This is a genomic window from Curtobacterium sp. 'Ferrero' (assembly GCF_002412165.1).
In the GTDB taxonomy this organism is placed as follows: domain Bacteria; phylum Actinomycetota; class Actinomycetes; order Actinomycetales; family Microbacteriaceae; genus Curtobacterium.
In genome coordinates this window covers 334,724-357,218 of sequence record NZ_NXIA01000001.1, presented here as the reverse complement: position 1 = coordinate 357,218, position 22,495 = coordinate 334,724, and the positions used below count along the sequence as shown (strand labels likewise).

The 22,495-nt window shown below is 71.6% G+C and carries 23 protein-coding genes and 1 tRNA gene; 10 read left to right on the top strand and 14 right to left on the bottom strand.

Features of this window, described 5'->3' with window-relative positions; all coding sequences use genetic code 11:
* Positions 1-152: 152 nt before the first annotated feature.
* Positions 153-479: a hypothetical protein gene (locus Csp2054_RS01690; RefSeq protein ID WP_141399080.1), complete on the top strand. Its 327-nt coding sequence runs from the start codon at positions 153-155 to the stop codon at positions 477-479.
* Positions 480-525: 46 nt separating this feature from the next.
* On the opposite strand, the gene Csp2054_RS01685 is transcribed toward Csp2054_RS01690, so the two are convergent.
* Positions 526-813 carry a GNAT family N-acetyltransferase gene (locus Csp2054_RS01685; RefSeq protein ID WP_096897548.1) on the bottom strand — a complete coding sequence of 96 codons (288 nt, stop codon included), beginning with the start codon at positions 811-813 and terminating at the stop codon, positions 526-528.
* An 84-nt stretch (positions 814-897) separates the two neighbouring features.
* On the opposite strand from Csp2054_RS01685, the gene Csp2054_RS01680 reads away from it, so the two are divergent.
* Positions 898-1,782, top strand: a complete 885-nt coding sequence (locus Csp2054_RS01680; RefSeq protein WP_096897547.1) for a DNA-methyltransferase — start codon at positions 898-900, stop codon at positions 1,780-1,782.
* A gap of 26 nt (positions 1,783-1,808) precedes the next feature.
* Here the strand turns inward: Csp2054_RS01680 and Csp2054_RS01675 are convergent, their stop codons facing one another.
* From Csp2054_RS01675 to Csp2054_RS01635, 9 genes are all read right to left on the bottom strand, one after another.
* Positions 1,809-4,289, bottom strand: a complete 2,481-nt coding sequence (locus Csp2054_RS01675; protein WP_096897546.1) for an MDR family MFS transporter — start codon at positions 4,287-4,289, stop codon at positions 1,809-1,811.
* A 127-nt stretch (positions 4,290-4,416) separates the two neighbouring features.
* Positions 4,417-5,304, bottom strand: a complete 888-nt coding sequence (locus tag Csp2054_RS01670) for a hypothetical protein (RefSeq protein ID WP_096897545.1) — start codon at positions 5,302-5,304, stop codon at positions 4,417-4,419.
* A complete protein-coding gene (gene pgm, locus Csp2054_RS01665; protein ID WP_096897544.1) occupies positions 5,304-6,923 on the bottom strand; it encodes a phosphoglucomutase (alpha-D-glucose-1,6-bisphosphate-dependent) in 1,620 nt (539 codons plus the stop codon). Before pgm ends, Csp2054_RS01670 begins: the two co-directional genes overlap by 1 nt.
* 143 nt (positions 6,924-7,066) lie before the next feature.
* Positions 7,067-7,312 (bottom strand): hypothetical protein, encoded by a 246-nt coding sequence (locus tag Csp2054_RS01660; RefSeq protein WP_096897543.1) that lies wholly within the window; start codon positions 7,310-7,312, stop codon positions 7,067-7,069.
* Positions 7,313-7,385: 73 nt separating this feature from the next.
* The gene (locus Csp2054_RS01655; protein ID WP_096897542.1) at positions 7,386-8,048 is read right to left on the bottom strand and encodes a methyltransferase domain-containing protein; all 663 of its coding nucleotides are present in this window, start codon (positions 8,046-8,048) and stop codon (positions 7,386-7,388) included.
* Entirely contained in the window at positions 8,045-8,680 is a 636-nt protein-coding gene (locus tag Csp2054_RS01650) for a DUF2064 domain-containing protein (RefSeq protein WP_096897541.1), read from the bottom strand. Before Csp2054_RS01650 ends, Csp2054_RS01655 begins: the two co-directional genes overlap by 4 nt.
* Complete coding sequence (locus Csp2054_RS01645) at positions 8,677-9,528, bottom strand: glycosyltransferase family 2 protein (protein WP_317951503.1); 852 nt, start codon at positions 9,526-9,528, stop codon at positions 8,677-8,679. Before Csp2054_RS01645 ends, Csp2054_RS01650 begins: the two co-directional genes overlap by 4 nt.
* A gap of 362 nt (positions 9,529-9,890) precedes the next feature.
* Complete coding sequence (locus tag Csp2054_RS01640; protein ID WP_096897540.1) at positions 9,891-10,958, bottom strand: NAD-dependent epimerase/dehydratase family protein; 1,068 nt, start codon at positions 10,956-10,958, stop codon at positions 9,891-9,893.
* Positions 10,955-11,791, bottom strand: coding sequence for an MTAP family purine nucleoside phosphorylase (locus Csp2054_RS01635; RefSeq protein ID WP_096897539.1), 837 nt, complete (start codon positions 11,789-11,791; stop codon positions 10,955-10,957). Before Csp2054_RS01635 ends, Csp2054_RS01640 begins: the two co-directional genes overlap by 4 nt.
* Positions 11,792-11,914: 123 nt before the next feature.
* Here Csp2054_RS01635 and glp point away from each other — a divergent pair, with 123 nt between their 5' ends.
* From glp to Csp2054_RS01605, 6 genes are all read left to right on the top strand, one after another.
* A complete protein-coding gene (gene glp, locus Csp2054_RS01630; RefSeq protein ID WP_255252562.1) occupies positions 11,915-13,189 on the top strand; it encodes a gephyrin-like molybdotransferase Glp in 1,275 nt (424 codons plus the stop codon).
* Positions 13,190-13,663 (top strand): cyclic pyranopterin monophosphate synthase MoaC, encoded by a 474-nt coding sequence (moaC, locus tag Csp2054_RS01625; protein WP_096897537.1) that lies wholly within the window; start codon positions 13,190-13,192, stop codon positions 13,661-13,663.
* Complete coding sequence (locus Csp2054_RS01620; RefSeq protein WP_096897536.1) at positions 13,660-14,172, top strand: molybdenum cofactor biosynthesis protein B; 513 nt, start codon at positions 13,660-13,662, stop codon at positions 14,170-14,172. The genes moaC and Csp2054_RS01620 overlap by 4 nt, the downstream gene beginning before the upstream one ends.
* A complete protein-coding gene (locus Csp2054_RS01615; RefSeq protein ID WP_096897535.1) occupies positions 14,169-14,618 on the top strand; it encodes a molybdenum cofactor biosynthesis protein MoaE in 450 nt (149 codons plus the stop codon). Before Csp2054_RS01620 ends, Csp2054_RS01615 begins: the two co-directional genes overlap by 4 nt.
* 103 nt (positions 14,619-14,721) lie before the next feature.
* Positions 14,722-15,120: a PLD nuclease N-terminal domain-containing protein gene (locus tag Csp2054_RS01610; RefSeq protein WP_096897534.1), complete on the top strand. Its 399-nt coding sequence runs from the start codon at positions 14,722-14,724 to the stop codon at positions 15,118-15,120.
* A gap of 141 nt (positions 15,121-15,261) precedes the next feature.
* Positions 15,262-17,139, top strand: a complete 1,878-nt coding sequence (locus Csp2054_RS01605; protein ID WP_096897533.1) for an ABC-F family ATP-binding cassette domain-containing protein — start codon at positions 15,262-15,264, stop codon at positions 17,137-17,139.
* Between the two features lie 83 nt (positions 17,140-17,222).
* Here the strand turns inward: Csp2054_RS01605 and Csp2054_RS01600 are convergent, their stop codons facing one another.
* Complete coding sequence (locus Csp2054_RS01600; protein ID WP_096897532.1) at positions 17,223-17,789, bottom strand: hypothetical protein; 567 nt, start codon at positions 17,787-17,789, stop codon at positions 17,223-17,225.
* Between the two features lie 57 nt (positions 17,790-17,846).
* On the bottom strand, positions 17,847-18,341 hold the full coding sequence (locus tag Csp2054_RS01595; protein ID WP_096897531.1) for a MarR family winged helix-turn-helix transcriptional regulator: 495 nt from the start codon (positions 18,339-18,341) through the stop codon (positions 17,847-17,849).
* Positions 18,342-18,435: 94 nt separating this feature from the next.
* Here Csp2054_RS01595 and Csp2054_RS01590 point away from each other — a divergent pair.
* Positions 18,436-18,507, top strand: a tRNA-Gln gene (locus Csp2054_RS01590).
* Positions 18,508-18,747: 240 nt separating this feature from the next.
* Here Csp2054_RS01590 and Csp2054_RS01585 read toward each other — a convergent pair.
* Together Csp2054_RS01585 and Csp2054_RS01580 are read right to left on the bottom strand one after the other, a co-directional pair.
* Positions 18,748-20,571 (bottom strand): hypothetical protein, encoded by a 1,824-nt coding sequence (locus tag Csp2054_RS01585; protein ID WP_096897530.1) that lies wholly within the window; start codon positions 20,569-20,571, stop codon positions 18,748-18,750.
* Positions 20,568-21,548: a hypothetical protein gene (locus tag Csp2054_RS01580; RefSeq protein ID WP_141399079.1), complete on the bottom strand. Its 981-nt coding sequence runs from the start codon at positions 21,546-21,548 to the stop codon at positions 20,568-20,570. The genes Csp2054_RS01585 and Csp2054_RS01580 overlap by 4 nt, the downstream gene beginning before the upstream one ends.
* A 373-nt stretch (positions 21,549-21,921) precedes the next feature.
* Between Csp2054_RS01580 and Csp2054_RS01575 the strand changes: the two genes are divergently transcribed.
* Complete coding sequence (locus Csp2054_RS01575; RefSeq protein ID WP_096897528.1) at positions 21,922-22,491, top strand: helicase associated domain-containing protein; 570 nt, start codon at positions 21,922-21,924, stop codon at positions 22,489-22,491.
* The last annotated feature ends 4 nt before the right edge of the window (positions 22,492-22,495 follow it).

Here is a 22,495-nt window from a genome sequence, read left to right as displayed (position 1 = left end):
GGGCGCCGGGACGTGGTCGGCGGCCCGGGAGGGGGGTACCGGGCCGCCGCGAGACCAGTCTCGGTGTCGTCCCCAAGAACGACGTGTGTGGATCAGGAGAATCCGCCGCGCGGCTGATGCGACGGCGCACAGACGGCCGTAGCGTCGTCAGCGTGAACTGGTTGATCCTCCTGGGGGCGGTGGCCGCAGCGGTCGTCGCGATGTGGATCGCCGATCGCGTGGGGTGGATCGACCTGTCGAACAAGGCCACACGCAGCGGCGGATCCGGCGGTGTCGTGTCGATGATGGACGAGGTCTTCGCGCCGACCCGTCACGAGTCGCAGGCGGAGTACGAGCGGCAGGCACGGCTCCCGCGCGAGGCGCCGACGCCGTCGGACGACGACCACGACCTGCTGAGCGGGACGGTGCTCATCAAGGTGCCGGCGCTCCGCTCCGACGTCCGGGAGACGCGCGTCGGCACCCACGACCGCTCGTACTGAGCGCACGCAGGCGCCCGCTGAGCGCACGCAGGCACCCGACGGCAGGTCAGCGGGCGACGAGTTCCTGGTAGTCCGGGTGCCGCTCGATCCACGCCTTGACGTAGCTGCACTGGGGAACGACGCTCCGGTCGGAGTTCGCCCGCACGTCGTCGAGCGCCGACCGCACGAGCATCGACGCGTGCCCGCCACCGCGGTGCGCCGGGTCCACCTCGGTGTGGGTGAACCGGATCTGGTCCCCGTCGATCTCGTAGGCAGCCAGCCCGATGACCTGGCCGTCCTCGACGAGGGAGTACTGCTGCTGGTCCGTGTCGTTGCGGACCTCTGGTGTCGCCATGCGGACGACCGTACGCCGTCCGACCGGGAGGAGCGCGCACGCCGTGGGACGGCCCGCTCCGCACGGCCGTTCCGGTGCGGGAGGATGGACCCCGTGCACGACGACCGAGGACCGGACCGGGTGGTCCACGGCGACGCCCTGGACGTCGCGTCGACGCTCGGAGACGGCTCCTTCACGCTCGTCTACCTGGACCCGCCGTTCAACACCGGCCGCAAGCAGCGCCGTCACGCGAGCACCGCGGTCCGGACGACGGCCACCGCCGACCAGCCCCGATCCGGTCGCCGCGAGACGATCACCGGTTTCCGCGGCGGCACCTACGAGCGGGTCCGTGGCGACCTGCTCCGGTTCGACGACCGGTTCGACGACTACTGGTCGTTCCTCGAACCGCGGCTGCTCGAGGCCTGGCGGCTCCTCGCCGACGACGGCACCCTCTACCTGCACCTCGACTACCGCGAGTCGCACTACGCCAAGGTGCTGCTCGACGCTCTGTTCGGCCGCGACTCGTTCCTCAACGAGATCGTCTGGGCCTACGACTTCGGCGCCAAGGCGAAGACCCGCTGGCCCACGAAGCACGACACGATCCTGGTGTACGTGAAGGACCCCGACCGGTACCACTTCGACTCCGCCGCAGTCGACCGCGAGCCCTACATGGCTCCCGGGCTCGTCACGCCGGAGCAACGCGAGCGCGGGAAGCTGCCGACCGACGTCTGGTGGCACACGATCGTGTCGCCGACGGGGCGGGAGAAGACGGGCTACCCGACGCAGAAGCCCGAGGGGGTGCTCCGTCGGATCGTGCAGGCGTCCTCGCGCGAGGGCGACTGGGTCCTGGACTTCTTCGCGGGCAGCGGGACGACGGGGGCGGTCGCCGGTGCGCTCGGCCGCCGCTACGTGCTCGTCGACGACAACGCGGCCGCGATCGAGGTCATGCGGCGACGCCTGCCCGACGCGACGTTCTCCGCCGTCGGCTGACGGCGGAGAACGCGCACGGGTCGGGCCTACTCTGCCGAGTGACGGCCGTGCGGGTGCTCGCCCTGGTCCGGCCGGGAGGCACGCGCCGGCTCCGCGGCGTCGACCCGCGATCCCGGGGTGGCCGGGTCCGCGCCGGCTGCCGGACCGTCGTCGGTCGGCGCGGCGTGCGCCGGACGGGTGCGGATGGTGCCGGTGGTGGTGGGCGGCTCGTCCACCGGGGCGGCGGCGGAGTGCGCACCGTGCGTGGTGGCCCCGGGCAGCGGGGCGCGTGTCTCACCGTGCGCACGGGCCGCACCCGAGGCGGACGGGACCGACGCGACGGGGGAGGGCGTGCCTCCCGGCTCGTCGCGGCGGGGCACCGTGACGTCGGGAGAGGTGGGGACCACCGCCACCGAACCGGTGTCCGGCGTGACGAGCGAGCCGGTGTTGGCGGCGGCCTGCTGCGCGTCGACGGTCAGCCGGTCGGCGTCGCCCGCCGCGCTGCCCTTGGCGGCGTCGGCCTGCTCCTGCAGCGCCGACACCTTGCGGAGCGGCGGCACGCGGAAGAACCACGTCAGGACGAAGGCCAGCAGGATCACCCCGAGTCCCACGTAGTAGACCGTGACGGCCGAGTCGCTGAAGCCGACGAGGAACGACCGGGTGAGCCGTGGGTCCGCACCGTTCAGGAAGGACGTGTCGCTCGTGGTCGACGAGCTCGACGAACTGGTCTTCCCGTTCTCGAGCTGCTTGCGGATCGTCGGGGCCACCTCGTCGACGACGTTCCGCCGCTGCGTGGCGTTCGAGTAGTCGACCTGGAGGGTGCCGTCGACCACGTCGGCCTTCGCCTGCGACGCCGCCTGCTCGAGGGCCTGCTGCTCGGCGTCGGACTTCGCGGCGGCGACCTGCTGGTCGATGACGGACTGCGCCTGCGAGGACGGGATCTGCCCGGCGGCGACCGCCTGCTCCACCTTCGCCGTGACCTGCTTCGTGACCGCCTGGTCGGCGGCCTCCTTCGCGGCGACGGCGGCCTTGTTCAGACCGTTCTGCACGTTCTGCTGGACCGGGTCGACGATCTTGTTCCAGATCTGGTCCATGACGGCCTTGTTCTCCGACGCGTTCGCGACCGACGGGGTCAGGGCGGCGTTCAGGCTGCTCTTCAGCGTCGACTCGTTCTGCAGCGCCGTCGTGATGTTCGTCGGCATGAGCGAGAACAGCACCGACAGCAACACGGCGGTGCCCATCGTGCCGCCGATCTGGCGGAAGAAGGTCGCGGCGCTCGTGGCGACGCCGATGTCGCGCGGGCTGACGGAGTTCTGCGCCGCCAGCGTCAGCGTCTGCATGAGCTGCCCGAGCCCGAGGCCGATGCCGAACATGCCGAGCATGAGGAACCAGAGCGGGCTGTCCGCGGTGAGGAAGGTGAGGACCGTGAAGCCGATGGCCGTGAACGCCGTGCCGGTGACGGGGAACACCTGGTACTTGCCGGTGCGGGAGATGATCTGACCCGAGGCGATCGAGGCGATCATCAGACCGAGCACCATGGGCAGCATCGCGAAGCCCGACTCCGTGGGCGTGACGCCCTTCACGATCTGCAGGTACAGCGGGATGGTGAGCATCGCGCCGAACATCCCGAAGCCGACGAGGACGCTGAGCACCGCGGCCATCGAGAAGACGTGCGAACCGAACAGCTTGAGCGGCAGGATCGCGTCGTCGCCCATCGCCCGTTCGACGATCACGAACGCGACGAGACCGGCCGCACCGACCGCGTAGCAGGCGATCGAGCCGGCGGACCACCAGCCCCAGTCACGCCCCTGCTCGGCGACGAGGAGGAGTGGGACGAGCGTGACGATGACGAGCGCCGCGCCCCACCAGTCGATCCGCGGCTTGCCCCGGTCGCCGAACTTCGGCAGGTGCAGGAAGGTCGTCACCATGACGAGAGCGATGATGCCGATCGGGACGTTGATCAGGAACACCCAGCGCCAGCCGGCGATGAAGACGAGCTCGTTGGCGCCCGCGAAGAGCCCGCCGACGAGCGGGCCGATCACGCTCGAGATGCCGAACACGGCGAGGAAGTAGCCCTGGTACTTCGCGCGCTCCCGGGGCGCGAGCATGTCGCCCATGATCGCGAGCGGCAGCGACATCAGACCACCGGCACCGAGGCCCTGCAGGGCACGGAACCCGGCGAGCATGAGCATCGAGGTCGAGAACGACGCGGCGAACGAACCGACGATGAAGATGCCGATCGCGGTGAGGAACAGCGGCCGGCGACCGAAGATGTCGGACAGCTTGCCGTAGATCGGCGTCGTGATCGTCGACGCGATGAGGTAGCCGGTCGTCACCCACGCCTGCTGGTCGAGCCCGTGCAGGTCGTCGCCGATCGTGCGGATCGCGGTACCGACGATCGTCTGGTCGAGGGCACCGAGGAACATGCCGGCCATCAGGCCGTAGATGACCAGCAGGATCTGCCGGTGGTTCATCACGGCGCTCGAGGACGTCGTGGGTGCCGCGGGTGCGGTCGCGGTCTGGGTCATCGTGGGGTCTCCAGGGGTGCTCGGCACAACTTTGCGCTCGCTGCAAAGTTACAACCTCCGCAAAGCAGAGGCCCGCTCCCAGCGCGTTCCTGAGTGGATCGGCAGCCGTCTGCCGACCGCGCTGACGTTACGCCAGGACTTCCTCGAGTGCTGCCTGGAAGCGTTCGTCGACCTCGATGCGCAGTGTTCCGGTCTCCGGGTCGGTCGAGGAGACGATGCTCGTCTCGCCGTTCCGCGAGAACAGCAGCCGGTCGCAGACGACGCCGCCCGGCGACCGGTTCGGGTCCGCGAGCACCTGCGTCAGCGCACCGGCGAGGGCGTTCACCGCCTGCAGGCTCGATGCGTCGCGGATCGGCGCCACGAGCAGCAGGTGCCGGTTGGGGACCGCGATCACCGCACCGTGCGGGAGGGCGCCCACCACCGCGGGCAGGTTCGCCGCCTTCGACGCTGTGAAGAGCGACTCGCCCTCGGCGACGATCAACCCGGGCGCGACCTCGGCGATCTCGACCCGTTCGTCGTCGGTGTTCAGCTGGCCGATCGCGAACAGCTCGTCGAGCCCGAGCGGCAGGCGTCGGACCTGGCCGGCGGACAGGGTGACCACCGTGGTGGGGAAGTCGACGCAGAGGACTGCGAGGACACCGGGGGCGAACGGCCGCGCGTACGACAGGTCCGCCGGGTCGCTGCCGACGTCGGCGACGAGCCGGAGCCGGACGCGCTGCCGGAGCTCGTCGGGGGAGAGGTCCTCGACGTCGGGGTCGGACCGGGCCGCGAGCATCGCGTCGAAGTGCCGCCGGAGGACGTCGTCCCGCGTTGCGGGGCCCGCGCCGCCCACCGTGCCGACGAGGTTGCCGAGCAGGAAGACCTGGCCGTCGGCGGCGCGCAGGGCGACCCGCTGGGGGTCGTCGACCGGACCCTCGATCGTCGTCTCGACGCCACGCTCCGCGAGCACGCGCTGGGCGGCCGCGACGAGCGACTGCGGCAGCTCGGGCTCGCGCCGCCGACGGAACCAGGGCATCAGGCGCCGAGGGCAGCGTCGACGATCTCCTTCGCCTCACGCTGGACCTGCTCGAGGTGCTCCTGCCCGACGAAGCTCTCCGCGTAGATCTTGTAGACGTCCTCGGTGCCGGACGGGCGGGCGGCGAACCACGCCCGGTCGGTGACGACCTTGACGCCGCCGACCGCCGCGTCGTTGCCGGGAGCCTTCGACAGCTTGGCGGTGACGGGGTCGCCCGCGAGCGTGTCCGCCGTGATCGCGTCGCCGTCCAGCTTCGACAGGCGGGCCTTCTGCTCCTTGCTCGCCGCGGCGTCGACGCGCTGGTACACCGGGGCACCGAAGCGCTCGGTGAGCTCGGCGTACAGCTGCGAGGGGGTCTTCCCCGTGACGGCCGTGATCTCGGAGGCCAGGAGGGCCAGGATGATGCCGTCCTTGTCGGTGGTCCAGGCCGTGCCGTCCTTGCGCAGGAACGACGCGCCCGCGGACTCCTCGCCACCGAACGCCACGGACCCGTCGATCAGGCCGGGGACGAACCACTTGAACCCGACGGGGACCTCCCACAGGCGACGGCCGAGCGACTCCGCGACCCGGTCGATGATGCTCGACGACACGAGGGTCTTGCCGATCGCGGCGTCGTCGCGCCACTCGGGCCGGTGTGCGTAGAGGTACTCGATCGCCACCGCGAGGTAGTGGTTCGGGTTCATCAGCCCGCCGTCGGGCGTGACGATGCCGTGGCGGTCGGAGTCCGCGTCGTTGCCGGTGAGCACGTCGAAGTCGTCCTTGCGCGCGAGGACGGAGGCCATCGCGCTCGGGCTCGACGGGTCCATCCGGATCTTGCCGTCCCAGTCGAGGGTCATGAACGCCCAGGTCGGGTCGACCTGCGGGTTCACGACGGTGAGGTCGAGGCCGTAGTGGTCGCGGATGCGCTCCCAGTAGGGCAGGGAGGCGCCCCCGAGCGGGTCGGCGCCGATCTTCACGCCGGCGCGCTTGATCGCGTCGATGTCGATGATGTTCTCGAGGTCGGCGACGTACGAGCCGAGGTAGTCGTACCGGCCCGGGTCGGTCTGCTCGGTGCGCTGGACGTCGGCGTTGCCGCCCGCGATGATCTCGTTCGCCCGGTCCGCGATCCAGGAGGTCGCGTCGCTGTCCGCCGGGCCGCCGTGCGGCGGGTTGTACTTGAAGCCGCCGTCCCGGGGCGGGTTGTGGCTCGGCGTGATGACGATGCCGTCGGCGGTGTCGTCGTGGCCGGCACGGTTGTACGCGATGATCGCGTGGCTGAGGGCCGGGGTCGGGACGTAGCCGTCCTGCGCGTCGGCCAGCACCGTGACGCCGTTCGCCGCGAGCACCTGCAGCGCGGTCTGCTCGGCGGGGGCGGACAGGGCGTGGGTGTCGCGGCCGATGAAGAGCGGACCGTCGGTGCCCTGGGCGCGCCGGTACTCCACGATGGCCTGGGTGATCGCGGCGATGTGGGCGTCGTTGAACGCCGTGTCGAGCGACGACCCGCGGTGTCCCGAGGTGCCGAACACGACCCGCTGCTCGGGCACCGACACGTCCGGCACACGCTCGTGGTACGCGGCGATGAGGGCGTCGAGGTCGACGAGGTCGTCGGCGGTCGCGGGGGTTCCGGCACGGTCGGTCATGTGCCCATCCTGGCACCCGGGCGCTCGGGGTGCACCGAGCTGTGGACAGCGCTGCCCTCGACGTGGAGCGAGCGGCCGCCCTGCCGGGACCGGTAGGGGGGACGGTCCTGCGGGCGACCGCTCGCGGTCTGTGGGGGTGTGGCTCAGGCGGTGCGGAACGACCCGGTCGCGGTGCGGACGGAGCCGGTCGCGGTGCGGACCGAGCCGGTCGCGGTGCGCCGGCGGCGCGGTGCGACATCGACGAAGCGGCCGAGCGCGCTGCCGGTTGGGACGCCCGTGTAGGTGCCGAGGGGGCGGGACGCGGCGGGCACGGCGTACGCGCCGCGCTCGGCACGGTCGGAGGTGCCGCTCACGTACGTGCCGCCGAAGGGGAAGTCTCGGGTCTGCATGCACCCCACGGTAGCCGACTCTTTTGCATGATGCAAAAGAAGAGCGTGATCGGGACTCGGGCGTGGCCGGGACTCAGGCGATGAGCTCGCAGAACGTCCGACCCTCGGCCGTCCAGCTCTGCCGGGCGAGCAGCCCCGCGGAGGCGGCGTGGTCGTGCAGGGCGTCGAGACCGACCTCGGCCCACGGGAACGCTGCGCTCTCGTGCCCGTCCGTGTCGACGACACGCGCGGTGTACGTCCGGTCGGCGCTCCGGTCGGGGTGGGTCTCGACGAGCACCCGGCCGCCGACGCGCACGATCTCGCGACACCGTGCGAGGAGCGCGGCGGGGTCGCCCCCGATGCCGATGTTGCCGTCGATCACGAGCGCGGTGTCCCAGCGGCCCTCGTCCGGGACGGGGTCGAACACCGATCCGTGCAGGGCGTCGCCGCCGGACCGACGGGCGATCGCCACGGCCTCCGCCGAGACGTCGACGCCGAGGGAGGGCAGCCCGACCGTGCGGGCGGCCACGAGCATCCGGCCCGGTCCGCACCCGATGTCGATCACGGGGCCGTCCGCGTCGTCGAGCAGCGACCGGTCGACCCGGTCGGCCGCGGCGCTCCAGCGGGAGACGTCCATCGTGGTCACGGTGCCGGGGCGCTCCGGGTCCGTCAGCCGCAGTCGGCCGTCGGAGCGGAGGGCGCGGGCGTACGGCTCGCCGCCGCCGGCACCGAACGTCGTCGGGGCGTGCAGGGTCATCGGGCACCTCCGGAGGGCGTGCGTTCCGCAGCGAGCGCGGCGGCGAAGGACGAACCGGGCGCGAGGGCGGCCACGCGCTCGGCATCGGGGATCTCGTCGACGTCGAGGAGCGTGCCGAGGTCGCCCACCTCGAGCCCGGCGTCGGTCAGTCGGGCGCGCTGCACGGCCCCGGTGTCGTCGCGGGACATCGGCACGCCGCGGATGAGCGCACCGTCCGGCTCGTGCATGTACAGCGACCAGAAGCCACCGTCCTCGGCCGGGCCGAACCAGGAGTCCCGCTCCGGCTGCGCGAACACGGGTGCGAGGTCGTCGGCGGTGACCTGCGGCGTGTCCATGCCGACGAGCAGGAGCGGCCCCTGGACGGCGTCGAACAGGGCGCCGAGGCGTTCGTCGAGGCCGCCGGCGGGCTGGGGGAGGACGTGGAAGCCCGCCGCCGACTCCGGCACGACGTCGCCGTCGAAGAACAGGATGCGTCGGGCGGCCGGCAGGGCCCGCACGGTGGCGATGGTGTCGGCGAGACTCGCGGCGGCCACGCGCGCGGCACCCTCGGCGCCGAGCGCGGGGATCAGGCGGGTCTTCACCTTGCCGGGCAGGCACTCCTTGGCGACGACGGCCACGGTGACGGCGGTCACGACCGGACCTCCTCGACGGCGGCGGGGGCGCTGACGGCGGCGGTGCGGCTGCCCGCGGTGTCGGTGCCGGCGGTCTCGGCGCCCGCGGTGTCGGTGCCCGCGATGTCCGCGGCGGCCACGGGGCGGACGTCGGTCGACGTCGGGGCGGCGAGCCGGGCCTCCAGGGCGGAGCGGCGGTCGCGCGACCGGTACTCGCGCAGCAGGCGCGACATGTCGCGGACGGCGTTGACGGTGCCGCGCAGCGTGCCCGTCACCTTGCTGTCGCCGATGCGCTGCGCGTAGCCGATGTCGGACTCGTCGACGCGGAGGCCCGCGGCGTGCGCGGCGAGGACCATCTCGAGCGGGTAGCCGCTGCGCCGGTCCTGCAGGTCGAGCGCGACGAGCTGCTCGCGACGCATGACGCGCATCGGGCCGAGGTCGTGGAGCCGGTAGCCGGTGGCCCGACGCATGAGGACCGCGAGCACGCGGTTCGCGAACCGGGCGTGCGGTGCCCAGGCGCCGCGCGCGGTCGGCACCCGGCGACCGAGGGCCAGGTCGACACGTCCGTTCGCGACGCGCTCGACCAGGCCGGGGAGCTCGGCCGGGTCCATCGAGGCGTCGGCGTCGCAGAACGCGACGAAGTCGGCGGTGGCGGCGGCGAGACCGGCGGCGCACGCCGAGCCGAACCCGCGCCGCGGCTCCGTGACGACCACGGCCCCGTGCGCGCGGGCCACCTCGGCCGATCCGTCCGTCGAACCGTTGTCGACGACGATGGCGCGGAAGCCCTCGGGCAGCCGGCCGATCACCCGGGGCAGGGCGTCGGCCTCGTCGAGGCAGGGGAGGATCACGTCGACGGTCATGTCGTCCATTCGGTGCGGTCGTCACGATCGACGGGGGACACGCCGTGCGGGCGTGCCGGACGCGCGTGGTGGGCGCGCCCCGGGGGTCGTGGCTGGGTGGTCATGCACCCACGGAACCCGGACCACCTGACCGGAACCGGCACGGCTTGTCCCCCGGTGTCCGGCGTGGGTGTCCCCCGAACGGGGCGGCGCGGGTCCGTCGGGTGGTGTTGTCCTGTCGGGGTGGTGTGGTCCCGTCGGGGTGGCGTCGGACCGCCGAGTCTCGGGTGGGCGGACGAAGCTCGCGGCGCGCGACCCGAGGAACGTCCGCCGAGCCGAGACTCGGGCATGCACCGGCGCCGGACGGGGCGCGCCCGCCGCACCGCCCGGCGTCAGCGCACCGCGGCCCGCAGCGGTGCGGTCGCGAACTCGCGCATGCCCCGCTCGAAGTCGACCTCGGCGTGCCAGCCGAGCTCGCGCCCGATCCGCTCCGAGGACGCCGTCACGTGCCGCACGTCCCCGAGCCGGTACTCGCCCGTGACGACCGGCTGCGGCCCGTCGGGTCCGGCGATCGCGGCGGCCATCTCACCGATCGTGTGCACCGTCCCCGACCCGACGTTGTACGCCCGGAACGAGTCGGCGGGCAGGTCCGCCGTCGCCGCGATCGAGGCCGCGTTCGCCCCGGCGACGTCGTCCACGTGCACGAAGTCGCGGCGCTGGCGGCCGTCCTCGAAGACCCGGGGTGCCTCGCCGCGGGCCAGGGCCGACCGGAACAGTGACGCGACGCCGGCGTAGGGGGTGTTCGCCGGCATGCCCGGACCGTAGACGTTGTGGTAGCGGAGCGCGATCGCCCGACCACCGGTCGCCCGGGCCCACGACGACGCCAGGTGCTCCTGCGCGACCTTGGTCTGCGCGTACACGTTGCGCGGGTCGAGCGACGCGTCCTCGTCGATCAGCCCGGGCACGAGCGGCTCGCCGTCCGGACCGATCGGGTCGAACACGCCGGCGTCGAGGTCCTCGCGCCGACGTGCCGGCGGGCGGGTCGGCTGCCCGGAGGCGGTCGCGTAGGCGCCCTCGCCGTAGACGACCATCGAGCTCGCGACCACGAGCCGGTCGATCCCGCGGCGGTCCATCGCCGCGAGGACGTGCGCCGTCCCGGTGTCGTTCGACGACACGTAGTCGGGGGCGTCCTGGAAGTCGACACCGAGGCCGACCTTCGCCGCCTGGTGGCACACGACGTCGATGCCGTCGAGTGCTGCGTCGAGCACGTCGTCGTCGCGCACGTCCCCGCGCACGAAAGCGACCCCCTCCGGCACCGGGGTCCGCCCGTCGGCTGCATCGCCGTGCACGTCAGCACGGAGCGAGTCGAGCACCCGGACCTCGTGCCCCTCGGCCAGCGCCCGGCGCACGATCGCCGAGCCGATGAACCCCGCGCCGCCGGTGACGAGCAGCCGGCTCACGCGGCACCGCCGACCGGTCGCGCCAGCACCGACGCGCTCGCACTCGCCGGCACGAGCTCGCGCGGGGTGAAGTCGTCCGGGACCGCACCGACGATCGACCCGATCGCCCGCACGATGACCTCGTTCGCCCGGGCCAGCCGCTCCATCACGAGCCCGTGCGACACCGGCTCGTCGGAGCCCGACGCGCCCTGCAGCCCGGCGTCGGCGTCGGTGACGAACGACAGGTTCACGGTGCCCATCCCGAGCTCGGCGGCGAGGGGCACCTCCGGCGTCATGGTCATGTTGATGGTGTGCCCGCCGGCCTCGCGCATCCACACCGACTCGGCACGGCTCGAGAACCGCGGGCCCTGGATGACGACGCACGTGCCGGTCGGCCGGTACGGCACGTCGAGGGCGGCGATCGCGTCGACCGCGGCCCCGCGGAGCGCCGGGTCGAACGGGTCCGCGAACGACAGGTGCTGCACCTCGTCCTCGAAGAACGTGTCGGCGCGACCCCAGGTCCGGTCGATGAGCTGGTCGGTGACGACGAAGGTGCCCGGGGCGTAGTCGGGGTGCAGGCCCCCGACCGCGCTCGACGACACCACCGCGCGGACCCCGAGGGAGCGCAGCGCCCAGGTGTTCGCCCGGTGGTTGATCCGGTGCGGCGCGACGGAGTGCGACCGACCGTGCCGGGTGAGGAACGCGACGCGCCTGCCGGACATCGTGCCGATGCTGATCGGGCTCGAGGTCTCGCCGTACGGGGTCGCGACGATGCGCTCCTCCGCCGTGCCGGACTCGAACAGTTGGTACAGGCCAGATCCACCGATCACGCCGATCGTCACGTCGTTCTCCACAGGTCCTCCGGATCGTCGTCTGCGCGGTACGCGCCCTGGATACGCTACTGACGCCGCCTGACGGCGGTCACCCACCTGATCCGGAAGGGCACCGTGCGAACGATCGGTCGACACGCGGACGCGGTGGCGACGCTCCTGCGTCCCACCCTCGCCCGGCTCACGTCCGCGGCGCCGGATCCCTCCTGCCTGGAGGCCCGGAGCCTGTCCGACCTCGCCGCCGCCGCCGGCGCCGGGGCACACCGCCGGCTCGGAACGCGCATCGTCGCGCCCCGCCCGCTGCCGGCCTTCGACAACAGCCAGATGGACGGCTTCGCCGTCCGCGCCGGCGACGCCGGTCGCGTCGTCACCGTCGCGGCGCCCGTCCCGGCCGGGCACGTGCCGGCACCGCTCGCTCCCGGCACGGCGGCACCGATCATGACCGGCGCGCCCATCCCCGAGGGCGCCGACGCCGTGTTCCCGGTCGAGCGCACCGAGGTCGGTGCGTTCCCCGCGGCGCTCGGGCTCGACCGGGTGAGGGTGCCCGACGACGTCGTCGCCGGGGCGTTCGTGCGCCCGACCGGATCGGACCTGCCGCCCGGTGCCGTGGTGGCCGAGGCCGGAGCGCTCGTCACACCGGCGCTGCTCGGCGCGCTCGCCGCGGTCGGGATCGACCGGGTCGACGTCGTCCGACGGCTGCGGGTCCTCGTCGTCAGCACCGGCTCGGAGCTCGCGCCCGCCCACGACACGGACGCGAACGACCCGGACACCGGCGACCCGGGCACCGACCGCCCGGACACGGGCACGGCGGGTGCGGCGATCGGCGATGCGAACGGGGTGGCGCTCGTGGCGGCCCTCGCCGAGGTCGGTGCCGAGGCCAGGACCGTCGTGGTGCCCGACGACGAGACCGCGTTCACCGCCGGGGTGACCGCCGGCGTCGGCGACTGGGCGGACGTCGTGCTGACCACGGGCGGGATCAGCGCGGGCGCGTACGAGGTCGTCCGCCAGGCGCTCGGACCGCGCGGCCTCGTCGTCACGCCCGTCGCGATGCAGCCCGGCGGTCCCCAGGCCCTGGGCAGCGTCCGGTTCGGGGAACGGACCGTGCCGGTGGTGTCCTTCCCCGGCAACCCGGTCTCGGCGCTCGTGTCGTTCGAGGTGTTCCTCCGTCCCGTGCTCGCACCCCTCGTCGGGCTGCCCGCCGGACGACCCACCGCGGTGCTGCCCTCGGCCGAGGCGGCGACGTCGCCCGCCACGAAGCACCAGGTGCGCCGCGGCCGGGTCGAGGACGGGCGCGTCCACCTCGTCGGCGGGCCGAGTTCGCACCTCCTCGCGCACTACGCTGCCGCCACACACCTCGTCCACGTCCCCGTCGGCACCGACACCGTCGCACCGGGCGATCCCCTCACCGTCTGGAGCCTGTAGATGACCGACCTCTCCCACGTCCGCCCCGACGGGTCCGCCCACATGGTCGACGTCTCCGACAAGGCCGTCACCGACCGCGCGGCCACGGCCTCGGCCACACTGGTGACCCGGCCCGACGTCGTCGCACGCATCCTCGACGGCTCCCTGCCCAAGGGCGAGGTGATCGGGACCGCCCGCGTCGCCGCGATCATGGCGGTCAAGAAGACGTCCGACCTGGTGCCGCTCTGCCACCCGCTGCCGATCTCCGGCGTGCAGGTCGACATCACCGGGACCGGGGACCGCGTGGTCGTCGAGGTGTCCGTCCGCACCACGTCGCGCACCGGCGTCGAGATGGAGGCCCTGACCGGTGCGAGCGTCGGCGCGCTCACGGTCTACGACATGGTGAAGGCGGTCGACCGATCGGCGACCATCACCGACGTCCGGGTGCTCGAGAAGCACGGCGGACGCTCGGGCGACTGGACGGCGGACCGATGACCTCCGAGCCGACGAAGGGGCGCGCAGCGGTGATCGTCGTGTCCACGCAGGCTGCCGTCGACGCTGCGCTCGACCGCACCGGGCCGGTCATCGCCGCCTGGCTGCGCGAGCACGGCTTCACGACGGCCGAGCCGACGATCGTGCCCGACGGCGGTCCGATCGCCGAGACGATCACGGGCGAGGTCCTCGCCGGTGCCCGCGTGGTCATCACCACGGGCGGCACCGGTGTCACCCCGACCGACCGCACGCCCGAGTCCGTCGCGCCCCTGCTCGACCTCGAGCTCCCCGGCATCGTCGAGGAAGTCCGACGTCGTGGGCTCGCCGGCGCCGGACCGACCGCGCTCCTCAGCCGCGGGGTGGCCGGGATCGCGTCCGGCGGCACCTTCATCGTGACGCTGCCGGGGTCCCGCGGCGGGGTGACGGACGGGCTCGACGTCCTCGACGGCCTGCTCGACCACCTGCTCGCCCAGCTCCACGGTGCCGGGCACGCGCCCCGGAGCGCCTCGTGACCGCCGCCGAGCAGCCCTCCGCAGCGGAGCGGGTCACACTCGCCGACGTCGTCGACCGGACGATCACCGTGGCGGAGACAGTCGACGCCGTCGCCACCGACCGGGACGGTGCGGTGGTGACCTTCGCCGGGGTCGTCCGCGATCACGACGGCGGCAAGGGCGTCACAGCCCTCGACTACGAGGGGCACCCCACGGCGGCCGAGGTCATCCGCGACGTCGCGGTGACGATCGCGACGGAGCACCCCGAGGTCCGCATCGCCGTACTGCACCGTGTGGGGGCACTCGTGATCGGGGACGTGGCGCTCGCCGCCGCCGTGTCCTCGCCGCACCGGGCACAGGCGTTCGCCGCGTGCGCCGCCCTGGTCGACCTCGTGAAGGAGCGCACCCCGATCTGGAAGCACCAGCGGTTCCTCGACGGCTCCGACGAGTGGGTCGCCGCGCTCTGAGACCGGACCCTGTGCGTCGTCGCAGGAGACCGTTGCCCGATCGCAACCGCGGCACGCGTTCGGGGCGTGGCCGCGTTCTCGGGACCTCCATAGGATTCGGCTCATGAGCGTGTTGCTGTACGGGGCGGGTACCCTCCTGCTCGTCTTCGCCCTGATCGACATCCTGACGAAGACCGACGCCGAGATCCGGGGACTCCCGAAGCTGGCCTGGGTCCTGATCTGCATCTTCGTGCCCGTCGTCGGCCCGATCGTGTGGTTCGCCGTCGGGCACGACTGGGCCCCGGGCGAGCGGAACCACGGTCGCTACATGGACCCCGTGCGGCACGAGGACCGGTACGCCACCCTCGGCGAGGCCCGCTCGGCCCACGGTGACAAGCGCGTCAGCGGCACCGAGCAGGAGCTGGCCGACCTCGAGCGCGAGATCGAGTACTGGGAGGCCCAGGCGCGCCTGAAGCGTGCCAAGGAGGCCGCGGGCGAAGGCGACACGACCCCGGCGAGCTGAGCCGCGCCTCCCGGCCGCCCGCACACAGCGCCCCCGGAACCTGGTTCCGGACACTGCACTGCGCTCTTCCACGGTGCTGTGTCCAGAACCTGGTTCCGCGGGAAGCCCGGAGCCGCCGGCGCGCCCCCGTACCCTTGTCGGGTGGCTCATCTCCTCGGCGCCGAGAACGTGCATCTCGAGTTCCCCACCCGTGTCGTCTTCGACAGCGTCACCCTCGGCATCGACGAGGGCGACCGCATCGGCGTGGTCGGCCGGAACGGTGACGGCAAGTCGACGCTCCTCGCCCTGCTGGCCCAGCGGATCGAGCCGGACGGCGGTCGGGTCACGCACCGGCGCGGCCTGACGGTCGGCTACCTCGACCAGCGCGATGTCCTGCCCGCCGGTGCGACCGTGGGCGCGACCGTCGTCGGCGACCGAGCCGAGCACGAATGGGCCGGAGACCCGACCATCCGCGACATCATCGGCGGCCTCGTGTCCGACATCCCGTGGGAGGCGAGCGTCGACGAGCTCTCCGGCGGGCAGCGGCGGCGGATCGCGCTCGCGAAGCTGCTCGTCGGCGACTGGGACGTGCTGTTCCTCGACGAGCCGACGAACCACCTCGACGTCGAGGGCATCCAGTGGCTCGCCGACCACATCAAGCGGCGGTGGTCCGCGAACCAGGGCGGCCTCGTCGTCGTGACGCACGACCGGTGGTTCCTCGACGCCGTGTCGACGGACACGTGGGAGGTCCACGACGGCATCGTCGAACCCTTCGAGGGCGGGTACGCGGCCTACATCCTCCAGCGCGTCGAGCGGGACCGGCAGGCCGCCGCCTCCGAACAGCGCCGCCAGAACCTCGCCCGCAAGGAGCTCGCGTGGCTCCGCCGCGGTGCCCCGGCCCGGACGAGCAAGCCGAAGTTCCGCATCGAGGCCGCGAACGCCCTCATCGACGACGTCCCGCCGATCCGCGACACCGTCGCCCTGTCCCAGATGGCGACCGCGCGCCTCGGGAAGGACGTCGTCGACCTGCTCGACGCGGGCGTGACGTTCGGCGACGACGTCATCCTGCGTGACGTCGAGTGGCGGATCGCGCCGGGGGAGCGGACCGGCATCCTCGGCCCGAACGGTGCCGGGAAGTCGACGCTCCTGAACCTGGTGTCCGGGAAGCTCCAGCCGACGAGCGGCCGGGTCAAGACGGGCAAGACCGTACAGGTCGCGGTGCTCGACCAGCAGCTCGCCGACCTGCAGCAGTACGCCGACGACCGCGTGCGCGAGGTCGTCGCCCGCAAGAAGACGAGCTACGTCGCCGACGGCAAGGAGATGACGCCCTCGCAGCTGCTCGAGCGGCTCGGCTTCACGTCCGCGCAGCTCTCCACGCCGGTCAAGGACCTGAGCGGTGGGCAGAAGCGACGCCTCCAGCTCATGCTCATCCTGCTCGACGAACCGAACGTGCTCATCCTCGACGAGCCGACGAACGACCTCGACACCGACATGCTCGCGGCCATGGAGGACCTCCTCGACACCTGGCCCGGCACGCTCCTGGTCGTCTCGCACGACCGCTACCTGCTCGAGCGCGTGACCGACCAGCAGTACGCGGTGCTCGGCGGCCACCTGCGGCACCTGCCCGGCGGCGTCGACGAGTACATGCGGCTGCGTGCGTCGGGTGCGGTGCCCGCCACCGCCTCGGCGGCTGCCGCCGCTGCTGCCGGGAGGCCCGACACGGCAGGCGGGTCCGGCTCGGCCGGCAGCGGGGCCGGGGCCGGGTCAGGGGCCGGGGCCGGCTCCGGCGCGTCCGCACCGCCTGCGTCCGCTCTGTCGGGGGCCGACCGTCGCGCCGCGGAGAAGGAGATGTCGGCGCTCGACCGCCGGATCGCCCGCATCGGCGCCGACCGGCAGGAGGTCCTCGACGCGTTCGCGGCGCACGACCAGTCCGACTACGCGGGCCTCGGGGCGCTGCAGGCCCGCCTGGCCGAACTGGAGGCCGAGGTCGAGCAGCTCGAGGAGCGGTGGCTCGAGGTCGCGGAGCTGCTCGGCGTGTAGTGCGCGGTGTCGGGCGTGCCGTTTCGGCGGCGTCCGCGGTTCCGCGTGACCCCGGTCGTGCCGAGCCCTGCCGCACACAGGCGTCACGTGCCCGGGCAGCCGATGTCGGCTTCGGGGTGACCACGGCCGATCCCGATGCCGAACGCCGTCCCGCTCGTCGCGATGACCGGTACGCCGAGCAGTCCACTGCCGCGCGCGACGATGCCGCGGACCCTTCCGGCACCCGAGTCGGAGCGCAGTTCGATCCGGCCGACGACGGCGAGGACGCCGCCGGGGGCCACCGCCGCACTCCGAGGAGCCGGGACGGTCCGGCTGAACTCGGCTGGCGCCGTCGACTCGTCGTCGCCCACGATCAGCGTCGGGGCAGTCGAGCCCGGGTGCACCGCGACGGCGAGGTGCGACAGGCCGACGCCCCGGACGTCGAGCGGTCGCAGGTCGTCGAAACGGACGGGAACGTCCGAGTCGTTGCGGAGCGGGACGAGGAACCACGCCGCCGCGGAGGTGCTCCCGGCGGGGAGCGTGCCGCAGATGCCGCCCTCGTCGACCACGGGCGTCTCGGTGGTCCCCTGCCCGACGACGACCGTGAACCCGGCGGCAAGCACGAACGCCGCCGCCGTCGCAGCCCCCAGGATGACCCGCCCCGCGTCCATGCCGCCACCGTAGTGGACCGGGAAACGGTCGAGGATTCCCCCCGTCCGCGTGGTCGATCAGTCGCCGAGCCCCAGGATGAGCCGCCGGAGGAGCCCCGCGAGCTGCGCCTGCTCGGACGGGGAGACCTCGGCGAGGACCGACCGCTCGGCCTCGAGCAGGTCCGCGATGGCCGCGTCCACCGCCGTCCGCCCCTTCGCGGTCAGCGCGACGAGGATGCCCCGGCCGTCGCGCGGGTCGGTGCGGCGGCTGACGAGCCCGCGGGCCGCGAGCCGGTCGACGCGGTTCGTCATCGTGCCGCTCGACACCAGTGTCTGCTGCAGCAGGGTCTTCGGGCTGAGCTCGTACGGCTCACCAGCACGCCGGAGTGCCGACAGCACGTCGAACTCCCACGGCTCGACCCCACTCGCGTCGAACGCCACACGCCGGGCTCGGTCGAGGTGCCGTGCGAGCCGGTCCACGCGCGAGAACACCTCGAGCGGGGCGAAGTCGAGGTCGTCACGCTCGCGACCCCACGCCGCGACGATCCGATCGACCTCGTCCTCTGGCGGCATCCCTCCATCTTGGCCGAACCGGGAGCGCACGGCCAGCACGGTCGGCATGGGAGGATGGACGGGCACCGGGTGGGCTCCACCCCGCCGGGTGCGTTCCGCCTTGGTGTAACGGCAGCACGACGGCCTTTGGTGCCGTGAGGTCCGGGTTCGAATCCTGGAGGCGGAGCGGAGGGGTGTTCGGAGTTTTCGGCGATCTCAGTCGGAATATTCGGGCGTGACAGCAGGCCGAGGTGGAAAACCGCGTTCAGCTCCGCTCCCAGGGTCGCTCGTCCTGTCCCGACGACCGCTGGGGAGCGTACCGCGACGCGTGCCTTGGTCTGCGTTCGCTTCGAGGAACGACGAATACCCCCTGCCGGACGTGGCGAGGGGGAGTTCAGGGTCTATGAAGTTTGGAGGCGCGGGCTCGTCAGTCCAGTAGTTGGAACTCTGGTAGCTGCGCGATTGCGTTGAAGCCGTTTCGAGAGTCGTGCTCGTCGAGGGTCAGGGTGCTCAGGCCGGCCTCGAACAGGGCGGGGCTGGTGTTGTTCATGCGGTTGATGGGCGCGAGGCTCAGTCGCTCCTTCAGCCACTCGATGATGCGAGCGAGGTTTGCGCTTGCAGCTGCAAAAGCGGCAGCGAGCTCGACAAACCAGGGTCCGCGGACGCGACGCTTCATAGCCACTCCGAGGGCTTCGCGATCGGCGTCTTTGAGGCGCGAGTTGCCGTTCTCGACATTGTTGCGCTGGCCGAACCAGGCACGCTGCTCGTCGGAACCGTACTCGAACTCCTGGTGGTACTTCAGGTGGCGCTGATTCAACACACCCGGGCGATTGCTGAGGTTGCCCGGGACCTTGACGGTCTTCCCAGGCACTTTGAGTTCCACGACTTCGCCGGATTCGGGATCGAACTCGACCTCATCGCTCTTGAACGTGGGATAGGTGTACTGCCGGGCGCCCGTCTGGTCGAAGTTGCTGCGCGGCTTCAGATGGTACTTGCTGCGCGAGTTTCGACGCTTCGTCGCGAGTGCCTCGGCCTCAGCGCGAGCGGCGCTTTGCGCTTCTTCCGGTAACTCTTCAATGGCGGCAAGTCGTGCCTGGTGAGTTTGTTCGAGGAAGACGAGGGTTGAGGGCATGCATGCCATGTACCAGTTGCCGCCCACCATGATGAGCTTGTGACGGCCGTCTTTGCTGTTGTAGGACGCCTGGATGCCGAGTTCGGTCGTCTTGTAGTCCATAACGACCTTGACGCCAGCTTTCGCGAGCGGCCCTTGGAGGTCCTGAACTCGGGCGCCGGGGAAGTACGCGCGGTCGCCGATGAGTGTCTTGACGTCGATTCCGCGCGAGCGCATCGAGTTGTAGAGGTGCAGCCCGTGTCCGCGAGTCTTGCCCGGCTTGTGCCCGCTGGTCGCGAGGAACAGGAGCGGGTATGTGAAGTCGCTTTCAGCAGGGTCGCGAGTCATGACCGCGAACTCGACCTCCCAGCCGAACTTGCGCTTGCTCTTCTTGACTCCGGACCCGTCGTGATCGCCATCGCGCGTGTACCACCCGCAGTCGAAGTTCACCGAAACCGTATCGTTCGGGCCGATTGTCTTGTCACCCTTCTGGCTGCCGGAGACCTCCGCAAAGGTGGCGTCGATGGCGACAGCGCCCTTGAACCGTCGGCGGACGTCCCTCGGCAGGAAGTTGACCGAGCCGTCAATGAGGAGGTTCGTGAGCTCGAGCATTCGCGCGTGCCGTTTGGCCATCTGCTTACGCTCTCGACTCGCGACGAGGAGGTCGTAGTCCTTCTTCAGCATTCGCTCGCCCCGCTTGCCGGGGTGTCGGTCAGTGAGGGTTCGCAGGCGCTGGATCGCCTCCCAGAGGCGGCGGTACTGCGTAGCCTGGTGCGGAGAGAAATGAAGGATGCCAACGGCTTCGCGTTGCCGAACGGTCAAGGACATCGCGACTTCGGTCATCTTCTTGATGCTGACGCTTCGTCGAGCTCGCATCGTCACGAACATCAACTTCAGAAGGCTTGCTTCTGAGAAGAGTGCGCGACGTCCTCGATTCGAGCGACGTTCCTCACGCCGCCACTCCATCACTCGTTCTTCAATCGCTGCGCGGCTGAACAGGAGAACCGCCTCGTGGACAGCGAGTTCGAGTGGAACCACTTCGCCGACGCGCATGTACTTCCCCATAGGCACACCGAAGGCTTCGAGCATGAATCGCTCAGCATCTTCGTAGTCGTGGTGCTTGGGAAGCGGCGCGGTCATCGTGCCACCTCCGCGCGGAGCTGGCTTCGGTAGGAGTCGGTGTCCAGTGCCGGGACATGGGCGACGAGTTGGTCGAGGTGTTCGAACTTCGTGACGCCGGCGGCGGTCATGAGAGCGCGCATGTCGGTGCGGGCAATGAGGTGGGTGATGAGCCAGGTGTTCCGCATGCGGGTGGTGACGGGACCTGGTTCGTTGCCGCGGTCTGTGTCGTAGAGGAACGTGGTGAGCGTACTGATGCCGTGCTTGACCCGCTTCGGCGACCCGAATACCCAGTGCTCCGGCTCGACCTCGGCAATGGAGTTGAGCAGGAGCGTCTCAAATCGGGCCAGGAGCGGAACGGTCCGGGCTCCCGCCGTGACGGTGACGAGGACACCCTCGGCGTCAGCGACGATGTCGCGGCGGCGGACCTGGAGGAGCTCGTTCGCTTTGAGCCCCGCTCCAGCGCAGAGCGCGAGGACGACGCCGGCGCTGCGCCGTCGTGCCGCGGTCGACTGGCCCGTCGCCCAGCTCTCGAGGAGGTGCAGGTCGAGGTCGTCGTAGGGTGCTGCGGTGTTCTGCGGAGCCGTCGGCGCGAACTCCAGCGGCACCTCGCCGACGAGGACCTCGGACATGCGCATCAGAGCGGACCGGTACGTGCGACGCGTGGTGTCCGACCAGGTGACGTCGGTCCGGGTGATGTAGCGCCGGATGATGACGGGGTGGAACACGACGGCGGTCTTCGCCGGGTATCCGTTGACGTTGATGACCCAGTCGACGAACGGTGCCGCAACGACGATGAGCCGGTCGGCGGGCTGAGCAATGGATGCTGCCGCGTCGGCCACTGCGCTGACTACGAAGTCCCGGACAACGCTCCATCGGTCGTCCGCGAACGTCGCGACGTACTTCACCAGTGTTCCTCCGCGTGCGAGGAACGACAAGAGGGCGCGCAGCATCGCGGCGATGTACTGACGCAACGAGCGGAGGATCTGGCTAGGCATGCCCGGCCTATGCAGGCGCAGTGAGATGAGCTGTGGGAAAGCGCTCCAGATTCTGATCTCGTTGCCTGCCGATCCGCGTGCCCGCACGGATCGGCGGGTACCGCCGCCGATGCGAACGGACGCGTGATGCCGGGCGTGTCGCCGCTTGCTTGCGCACGCGACGGTGACGTCGGCGTCGTACGCGTGACGCTCGCGATGTGCATGCGATCCGGGCGGCTCTCTGCTTCGGGGACTCAGAAAACGTAGTGATCTTCGCGGCCGGATTGGTCCTGTTTGCGGACCCCGCTCGTCCGCGACCCGCGCGTCCTCCAAGATCACGCCCGTTCCGCGCATACCCCCTCCGAGGCCGACCGCCGGCCTCGGAGAGGACCACATGCCCGCCCCGACCACGGCGCTCGCAGCGCTCCACGCCGAGTACTCCGACCACGCAACGCAGTCAGCCCTGACGCTCACCCTCGACCAACGACGCGGCGTCGCGTTCTACCTCGCCGACACCGATGACGCCGTCGAGGTTGAATCCTTCGTACGACGCTGGACCGACCGAGTGCACGACCTCGACGACTTCGTCGACAAGCACGGACGGATGCCCCGCGCCGACTCGACCCGTCCTCGCCCTGCGACCGCCGAACAGACCCTCGTTGACACCCTTACGTACTTCCGGCAGGTCGGCGCTGCGGGCGGCTACTGCTCGTACCAGGTTCGACGACTTGAAGCGGTGCCGGGCTTCGCCTGGAACCCCCGTGACGCGCAGTGGTCGTCGATGCTCGCCGCGCACCAGCAGTTCTGGGTTGATCATCAGCGACCGCCGCGTCGTCGCGCGACCGACCCTGCCGAGGTGACGATCGGACGGTGGGTTGCCCAGCAACGAGCCCAGCACGCCCGCGGCCGCCTGCTGCCCGAACGCGAACAGCAGCTCCGGGCAGCACGGTTCCGGGTCCTCTGACGGC

Excerpts from the sequence above, each read along its gene's own strand:
- Csp2054_RS01580 (WP_141399079.1), bottom strand. The coding sequence starts at position 21,548 with ATGCCTAGCCAGATCCTCCGCTCGTTGCGTCAGTACATCGCCGCGATG.
- Csp2054_RS01585 (WP_096897530.1), bottom strand. The coding sequence starts at position 20,571 with ATGACCGCGCCGCTTCCCAAGCACCACGACTACGAAGATGCTGAGCGA.
- Csp2054_RS01670 (WP_096897545.1), bottom strand. The coding sequence starts at position 5,304 with ATGCCCTGGTTCCGTCGGCGGCGCGAGCCCGAGCTGCCGCAGTCGCTC.
- pgm (WP_096897544.1), bottom strand. The coding sequence starts at position 6,923 with ATGACCGACCGTGCCGGAACCCCCGCGACCGCCGACGACCTCGTCGAC.
- Csp2054_RS01675 (WP_096897546.1), bottom strand. The coding sequence starts at position 4,289 with ATGACCCAGACCGCGACCGCACCCGCGGCACCCACGACGTCCTCGAGC.
- Csp2054_RS01620 (WP_096897536.1), top strand. The coding sequence starts at position 13,660 with ATGACCTCCGAGCCGACGAAGGGGCGCGCAGCGGTGATCGTCGTGTCC.
- Csp2054_RS01575 (WP_096897528.1), top strand. The coding sequence starts at position 21,922 with ATGCCCGCCCCGACCACGGCGCTCGCAGCGCTCCACGCCGAGTACTCC.
- Csp2054_RS01645 (WP_317951503.1), bottom strand. The coding sequence starts at position 9,528 with ATGGACGACATGACCGTCGACGTGATCCTCCCCTGCCTCGACGAGGCC.
- Csp2054_RS01610 (WP_096897534.1), top strand. The coding sequence starts at position 14,722 with ATGAGCGTGTTGCTGTACGGGGCGGGTACCCTCCTGCTCGTCTTCGCC.
- Csp2054_RS01595 (WP_096897531.1), bottom strand. The coding sequence starts at position 18,341 with ATGCCGCCAGAGGACGAGGTCGATCGGATCGTCGCGGCGTGGGGTCGC.
- Csp2054_RS01680 (WP_096897547.1), top strand. The coding sequence starts at position 898 with ATGGACCCCGTGCACGACGACCGAGGACCGGACCGGGTGGTCCACGGC.
- Csp2054_RS01600 (WP_096897532.1), bottom strand. The coding sequence starts at position 17,789 with ATGGACGCGGGGCGGGTCATCCTGGGGGCTGCGACGGCGGCGGCGTTC.
- Csp2054_RS01655 (WP_096897542.1), bottom strand. The coding sequence starts at position 8,048 with ATGACCCTGCACGCCCCGACGACGTTCGGTGCCGGCGGCGGCGAGCCG.
- moaC (WP_096897537.1), top strand. The coding sequence starts at position 13,190 with ATGACCGACCTCTCCCACGTCCGCCCCGACGGGTCCGCCCACATGGTC.
- Csp2054_RS01685 (WP_096897548.1), bottom strand. The coding sequence starts at position 813 with ATGGCGACACCAGAGGTCCGCAACGACACGGACCAGCAGCAGTACTCC.
- Csp2054_RS01660 (WP_096897543.1), bottom strand. The coding sequence starts at position 7,312 with ATGCAGACCCGAGACTTCCCCTTCGGCGGCACGTACGTGAGCGGCACC.